The 6,596-nt window shown below is 66.3% G+C and carries 7 protein-coding genes and 1 pseudogene; 6 read left to right on the forward strand and 2 right to left on the reverse strand.

Annotated features, from left to right (window positions below):
• The 3 genes and pseudogenes from L995_RS17010 to argG form a co-directional block, all read left to right on the forward strand.
• A pseudogene (locus L995_RS17010) lies at window positions 1–430 on the forward strand (glycine zipper 2TM domain-containing protein); the annotation flags it as partial.
• A gap of 123 nt (window positions 431–553) precedes the next feature.
• Window positions 554–871, forward strand: coding sequence for a pyrimidine/purine nucleoside phosphorylase (ppnP, locus tag L995_RS17015; protein WP_016449253.1), 318 nt, complete (start codon window positions 554–556; stop codon window positions 869–871).
• 120 nt (window positions 872–991) lie between these two features.
• On the forward strand, window positions 992–2,326 hold the full coding sequence (gene argG, locus L995_RS17020; RefSeq protein ID WP_047472741.1) for an argininosuccinate synthase: 1,335 nt from the start codon (window positions 992–994) through the stop codon (window positions 2,324–2,326).
• Between the two features lie 66 nt (window positions 2,327–2,392).
• Here argG and L995_RS17025 read toward each other — a convergent pair whose 3' ends face one another.
• Entirely contained in the window at window positions 2,393–3,292 is a 900-nt protein-coding gene (locus tag L995_RS17025; RefSeq protein ID WP_047472742.1) for a LysR family transcriptional regulator, read from the reverse strand.
• A 138-nt stretch (window positions 3,293–3,430) separates the two neighbouring features.
• On the opposite strand from L995_RS17025, the gene L995_RS17030 reads away from it, so the two are divergent.
• Together L995_RS17030 and L995_RS17035 are read left to right on the forward strand one after the other, a co-directional pair.
• Complete coding sequence (locus tag L995_RS17030; RefSeq protein WP_047472743.1) at window positions 3,431–4,300, forward strand: MBL fold metallo-hydrolase; 870 nt, start codon at window positions 3,431–3,433, stop codon at window positions 4,298–4,300.
• Between the two features lie 98 nt (window positions 4,301–4,398).
• Entirely contained in the window at window positions 4,399–4,764 is a 366-nt protein-coding gene (locus L995_RS17035) for an SPW repeat protein (protein ID WP_047472744.1), read from the forward strand.
• Window positions 4,765–4,843: 79 nt separating this feature from the next.
• Here L995_RS17035 and murB read toward each other — a convergent pair whose 3' ends face one another.
• Window positions 4,844–5,944 carry a UDP-N-acetylmuramate dehydrogenase gene (murB, locus tag L995_RS17040; protein ID WP_047472745.1) on the reverse strand — a complete coding sequence of 367 codons (1,101 nt, stop codon included), beginning with the start codon at window positions 5,942–5,944 and terminating at the stop codon, window positions 4,844–4,846.
• A gap of 104 nt (window positions 5,945–6,048) precedes the next feature.
• Here murB and L995_RS17045 point away from each other — a divergent pair, with 104 nt between their 5' ends.
• A complete protein-coding gene (locus tag L995_RS17045) occupies window positions 6,049–6,534 on the forward strand; it encodes a YajQ family cyclic di-GMP-binding protein (RefSeq protein ID WP_012206580.1) in 486 nt (161 codons plus the stop codon).
• Window positions 6,535–6,596: the final 62 nt, after the last annotated feature.

A 6,596-nucleotide genomic window follows, 5' to 3' on the forward strand; every position in this document is an offset into this window, starting at 1 on the left:
CCAGACGGTGCGCAACTGCACCACCCAGACCTACTACCAGAACCGCGCCGTGGCCTATGACGTGGTCTACGAGTACGCAGGCCGCAACTACACGACGCGCACCACCACGCCGCCCGGGGACTGGATCGCGCTGAGCGTGCAGCCCGCCGCCAACAGCGCGGCCTACGGCAGCAACGGCTACTACGGCACCAACCAGCCGCCCCAGGCCGCGTACTCCACCGCACCCGTGCCGCCGCCCGTGGTCTACCAGAACAACTACTACGACGGCGGTGGCTACTACGCCCCCCAGCCTGTGCAGCCCGTGTATTCGGCCGGTGACTATGTGGCCCCCGTGGTGATTGGAGCAGCCCTTGCTGCCGGCGTGTACTACGCCTCGCGCCCCAGCTATCACGGCTGGCGCGGCGGCTACCGCCACGGCTGGCGCCGCTGAGACGGACCTGCGCATGCAAAGCCCCGACAAGGGGCTTTTTGCATGGCGACGGCCAGCACGTACGGGCAGCGGCCGGGTGCTGGCCTAAAATGGGCGGTTTAGTCCACCTTCTGCCCAGCTTCCATGACCACCGAAACCATCTCTGGCATCACCCTGACCACCAAGGCCAATGTCTATTTCGACGGCAAATGCATCAGCCACGGCTTCACGCTGGCCGATGGCACGAAGAAGTCTGCCGGCGTGGTGCTGCCCAGCCAGCTGACCTTCGGCACGGCCGCCGCCGAGATCATGGAATGCGTGGCCGGTTCCTGCGAGTACAAGCTCGACGGCACGGACCAGTGGCTGACCTCCAAGGCCGGCGAGTCCTTCCAGGTTCCTGCGAACTCCAAGTTCGACATCCGCGTGACCGAGGCCTACCACTACATCTGCCACTACGCCTAAGAGCGCCTGAGCGCCTGGGCAGACCGACGCATTCGACCTGACGGCGCCCAGGCGCCTTCCGTGTTTTCCGGCAGCCGCGTCCCGCACGCCAGCCGCCATCGTTATTGAGAGAAGCATCGTATGGAAACCATCCTGCAAAACGTTCCCGTCGGCCAAAAGGTCGGCATCGCCTTCTCGGGCGGCCTGGACACCAGCGCCGCCCTGCGCTGGATGAAGAACAAGGGCGCCCTGCCCTACGCCTACACGGCCAACCTGGGCCAGCCCGACGAGGCCGACTACGACGAAATCCCCCGCAAGGCCATGGAGTACGGCGCCGAGCAGGCTCGCCTGATCGACTGCCGCTCGCAGTTGGCCGGCGAAGGCATTGCCGCCATCCAGGCCGGCGCCTTCCACATCTCCACGGGCGGCATCACCTATTTCAACACCACGCCCCTGGGCCGTGCCGTGACCGGCACCATGCTGGTGGCCGCCATGAAGGAAGACGACGTCAACATCTGGGGTGACGGCTCGACCTTCAAGGGCAACGACATCGAGCGCTTCTACCGCTACGGCCTGCTGACCAACCCCGCTCTGAAGATCTACAAGCCCTGGCTGGACCAGACCTTCATCGACGAGCTGGGCGGCCGCGCCGAGATGTCGGCCTTCATGACCAAGGAGGGCTTCGGCTACAAGATGAGCGCCGAGAAGGCCTACTCGACCGACAGCAACATGCTGGGCGCCACGCACGAGGCCAAGGACCTGGAGTTCCTGAACAGCGGCATCCGCATCGTCAACCCCATCATGGGCGTGGCGTTCTGGAAGCCCGAGGTCGAGGTCAAGGCCGAGGAAGTGTCGGTGACCTTCGAAGAAGGCCGCCCCGTGGCCCTCAATGGGAAGGAAATCGCCGATCCCGTGGAGCTGTTCCTGGAAGCCAACCGCATCGGCGGCCGCCACGGCCTGGGCATGAGCGACCAGATCGAGAACCGCATCATCGAAGCCAAGAGCCGCGGCATCTACGAAGCCCCCGGCATGGCCCTGCTGCACATCGCCTACGAGCGCCTGGTGACCGGCATCCACAACGAGGACACCATCGAGCAGTACCGCATCAACGGCCTGCGCCTGGGCCGCCTGCTGTACCAGGGCCGCTGGTTCGACCCGCAGGCCATCATGCTGCGCGAAACCGCCCAGCGCTGGGTGGCCCGCGCCGTGACCGGCACCGTGACGCTGGAGCTGCGCCGCGGCAATGACTACTCCATCCTGAACACCGAATCGCCCAACCTGACCTACGCGCCCGAGCGCCTGTCGATGGAAAAGGTCGAGGACGCGCCCTTCAGCCCCGCCGACCGCATCGGCCAGCTGACCATGCGCAACCTGGACCTGATGGACACCCGCGACAAGCTGGCCATCTACGCCAAGGCTGGCCTGCTGTCCCTGGGCACCAGCACCGCCCTGCCCCAATTGGGCGGCAAGGAATAAGCCACTCTGCGGCGCCCTGCCGCAGATTGCCAAGAGCCGCCGCAAGGCGGCTTTTTTACGCCCCGGCTACCAGCGCGCGCCCTCGAAACGCTGCACGAGAAAATCCAGCAGCGCGCGCACGGCCACCGGCAGGTGGCGACGCGAGCTGTACAGCGCATGCACGGTCAGCGGCTGCGGGCGCCAGTCGGGCAGCACCAGCTCCAGCTGGCCGTTTTGCAGCATGGGCTGGACCAGATAGGTTGGCTGCAAGGCAATGCCGGCGCCTTCGACGGCAGCGGCGGCCAGCACGGTGGCTTCGTTGGCGTTGAACCAGGTGGTGACGGCGATCTGCTGCTCATCGCCGTCATCGTCACGGCGAGTCAATTGCCAGACATTGCGCCCCACGCGCATGTGTCCCAGGCAGCGGTGCGCCTGCAGCTGGGCCGGTGCCTGCGGCCGGCCAGCCGCATCCAGATAGGCGGTCGAGGCCACCAGCACCGATTCGCACACGGCCAGCGGCCGGCCGATGAGTGCGGCGCCCGGATCGGCGCTGATGCGTATGGCCAGGTCGATGCGCTGCTGCACCAGGTCCAGCGCGCCGTCGTCCACCAGCAGGTCGATCTTGAGGTGCGGGTGCAGCCGCATGAACTGCGCAATGGCCGGCGCCATCTGCGCATGGCCGAAGGACATGCTGCAGGTCACGCGCAGCAGGCCGCGCAACTGGCTGTCGCCGGCGCGCATCTCGCCTTGCACCTCATCGGCCAGGGCCAGCATCTGCTGGCTGTAGCGCAGGCACTGCGCACCGGCATCGGTGAGCGAGACGCGGCGCGTGGTGCGGTGCAGCAGGCGCGCGCCCAGCCACTGCTCCAGCGACTCCACATGGCGCGTGGCCATGGCGCGCGACAGGTCCAGCCGCTCGGCCGCCGCCGTGAAGCTGCCGCATTCGGCCACCGCGGCAAACACCTGCATCGCCAGCAATCGGTCCATGGATATGCTCTATTTCTGCAACAAACAAGCGCATATTTTGCCGTTTATCTGCTCGATTTCAAAAACTAAAGTACCACCCATGGCAGCACGGCGCTGCCACCCGTTTTCTGTCTTGTGCTTTTTTCAAAGGAAATCGACATGCTTCGCACCACCTTGCTTTCGCTCACCCTGGCCCTGTCGGCCGGCCTGTCCCACGCCCATGCGCCCGCCCCGCTGCAGATGAAGGTCTACCAGGCCGACGAACACAGCTTTGCCGTGACCTCCACCCTGATCACCGGCGCCAAGGAGGCCGTGGTCGTGGACAGCGGCTTCACCCGCGCCGACGGCCTGCGCATTGCCGCCAATGTGCTGGACAGCGGCAAGCAGCTGACCACCATCCTCATCAGCAATGCCGACCCCGACTACTACTTCGGCGCCGAAGTGCTCAAGAGCCTGTTCCCGCAGGCCAAGGTGGTGGCCACGCCGGCCGTGCGCGAGAAGATCGAGTCCAAGCTGCAGGGCAAGCTGGCCTTCTGGGGCCCCAAGATGGGCGCCAACGCCCCCAGCCATCCCGTGCTGCCCGAGGCCCTGCAAGGCAATACGGTGATGGTGGACGGCCAGGCGCTGGAGCTGCGCGGCACCACCGGCCCGCTGGCCCACCGCCCCTATGTCTGGGTGCCTGCGCTGCAGGCCATCGTCGGCAACGTGGGCGTGTTCGGCAACCTGCATGTCTGGACGGCGGACACGCAAAAGAGCGCCGAGCGCAAGGCCTGGCTGGCGCAGCTGGACGAGATGCAGGCCCTCAAGCCCGCTGTCGTCGTGCCCGGCCACATGCAGGCCGGCACGGCCATGGACGCCAGCGCCATCGCCTATACACGCGACTATCTCCAGCGTTTCGAGGCCGCCGCCGCCAAGGCGGGCAACAGCGCCGAGCTGATCGGTGCCATGAAGCAGGCCTACCCGCAGGCCGGCATGGCGCTGTCGCTGGACATCGGCGCCAAGGTGAACAAGGGCGAGATGCCCTGGTAAGCATGCACTTTCGCAAAAATCCTCATGGAACCTGCATGCTGCGCCCTTGATCCAACCAGCTGCCGCCCTCATTCGTCGTGGCGGCAGGAGGTGCAGCCATGAAATACATGAAGCATTGGCAGGACCCGCTCAACGTCCTGCTGGGAGTCTGGTTGGCAGTCTCGCCCTGGGTGCTGGGGTTCCAGGACCAGATGGCGCCCACGGCCAATGGCGTGGTCATCGGACTGGCGCTGATTGCCGCTGCGCTGGGAGCTATCTTCATGCCCCGCGCGTGGGAGGAATGGACCGAAGGCCTGCTGGGTCTGTGGATGGTGATCTCGCCCTGGGTGCTGGGCTTTGCCGGCCAGATGGACGCCATGCGCAATGCCGTGGTGTCGGGCATCGTGGTGCTGGTGCTCGCGCTGTGGGTGCTGATGACCGACAAGGACTACATGAGCTGGCGCAGCAGCCATTCCGCCCACTGATGCGCTGATACAAAGCAAGCAAAGCGGCCCGCAGGCACCATGGCCTGCGGGCCGCTGTTTTCTTGAGACCGTGGATCGGTCAGACCACGACGGGCTCGGGCTCCAGGCGGATGCCGAATCGCTCGTAGACGCTGGTCTGTATCGCTCCGGCCAGCGTCATGACCTCGCCGCCCGTGACGCTGCGGTCCACGCTGTGCCGGTCGCCCCGGTTGACCAGCACCAGGGCCTGCTTGTCATACACCCCGGCGCGGCCCATGGACTTGCCCTTCCAGCCGCAGGCATCGATCAGCCAGCCGGCGGCCAGCTTGATGGAGCCGTCGTCCATGGGGTAGTGCACGATGCGGGGCTCGCGCGCAATGATGTCGGCGCACTGCTCGGGCGTCACCGTCGGGTTCTTGAAGAAGCTGCCGGCGTTGCCGATCTGCTCCGGGTCGGGCAGCTTGGCGCGGCGGATCTCGCACACCCAGTCGAAGATCTGGCGGGCCGTGGGCTCGGCCACGCCGGCCTCGGCCTGGCGGCGCTGCAGGTCCAGGTAGCCCAGGCCGGGCTTCCAGTCCTTGGGCAGGGCCAGGCGCACGCGCGTGATCACGGCGCGGCCCTTGAGGCCCATGCCGCGCGGCGGCACGCCGCTCATGCGCGCCCGCGCCACGGGCGTGGGTTCGGCCGGGGCGTGCTTGAACACCGAGTCGCGGTAGCCGAAGGCGCATTGCGCGGCATCCAGCGTGAAGGACTCACCCGTGGCCAGGTCGATGGCATCCAGCGATTCGAACCGGTCCTGCAGCTCCAGCCCGTAGGCGCCGATGTTCTGCACCGGCGATGCGCCCACGGTGCCGGGAATCAGCGCCATGTTCTCCAGGCCGCCATAGCCCTGCGACAGGGTCCAGGCCACCAGGTCGTGCCAGCGCTCGCCGGCACCGGCCTCGACGATCCAGTGGCGATCGGTCTCGCGCAGCAGGCGCATGCCCGCTATCTCCATCTTGAGGACCACGGGATCGACGTCGCCCGTGATCACCACATTGCTGCCGCCGCCCAGCACGAACACGGGCTGGCGGCCCCACAGCGGATCGGCCAGGAAATGGCGCACGTCCTCGTCGCTGCGCACGCGCACCAGGGTGTGGGCACGGGCGGCGATGCCGAAGCTGTTGCAATGCTGCAGCGGAACATTTTTCTCGACTAACATCGACCGGATTGTCGCACCGCCTCCCTGCGCCGCCGGCCCCGCGCCCGCATCGCCCGGCCGCGCGCTGCGGTACTTTTTCAGAACATTTACAGGAAATATTTGCCATGCCTTCTTTTGACACCGTGTGCGAAGCCGACTTCGTCGAAGTGAAGAACGCCGTGGAGAACACCGCCAAGGAAATCGGCACACGCTTCGACTTCAAGGGCACCTCGGCCGCCATCGAGCTCAAGGACAAGGAAATCACGCTGTTCGGCGATGCCGACTTCCAGTTGCAGCAGGTCGAGGACATCCTGCGCAACAAGCTGACCAAGCGCAGCGTGGACGTGCGCTTCCTGGACATCCAGAAGGCCCAGAAGATCGGCGGCGACAAGCTCAAGCAGACCATCAAGGTCAAGAACGGCATCGAGGCCGAGCTGGGCAAGAAGCTGCAAAAGCTGATCAAGGACAGCAAGCTCAAGGTGCAGGCCGCCATCCAGGGCGACGCCGTGCGCGTCACCGGCGCCAAGCGCGACGACCTGCAGGCCGCCATGGCCCTGATCCGCAAGGACCTGGCCGACCATCCCCTGTCCTTCAACAACTTCCGCGACTGATCGCCTGGCACCCGCCTCTGCGCCACAAGCCACCCCATGCGCCACCTACGTGCCGTACTTCT

The organism is Delftia sp. ZNC0008, assembly GCF_000799035.1.
GTDB lineage: Bacteria > Pseudomonadota > Gammaproteobacteria > Burkholderiales > Burkholderiaceae_C > Comamonas > Comamonas tsuruhatensis.

Coding starts and splice junctions, on each gene's coding strand:
- ppnP (WP_016449253.1), top strand. CDS start 554: ATGACCACCGAAACCATCTCTGGCATCACCCTGACCACCAAGGCCAAT.
- argG (WP_047472741.1), top strand. CDS start 992: ATGGAAACCATCCTGCAAAACGTTCCCGTCGGCCAAAAGGTCGGCATC.
- L995_RS17025 (WP_047472742.1), bottom strand. CDS start 3,292: ATGGACCGATTGCTGGCGATGCAGGTGTTTGCCGCGGTGGCCGAATGC.
- L995_RS17030 (WP_047472743.1), top strand. CDS start 3,431: ATGCTTCGCACCACCTTGCTTTCGCTCACCCTGGCCCTGTCGGCCGGC.
- L995_RS17035 (WP_047472744.1), top strand. CDS start 4,399: ATGAAATACATGAAGCATTGGCAGGACCCGCTCAACGTCCTGCTGGGA.
- murB (WP_047472745.1), bottom strand. CDS start 5,944: ATGTTAGTCGAGAAAAATGTTCCGCTGCAGCATTGCAACAGCTTCGGC.
- L995_RS17045 (WP_012206580.1), top strand. CDS start 6,049: ATGCCTTCTTTTGACACCGTGTGCGAAGCCGACTTCGTCGAAGTGAAG.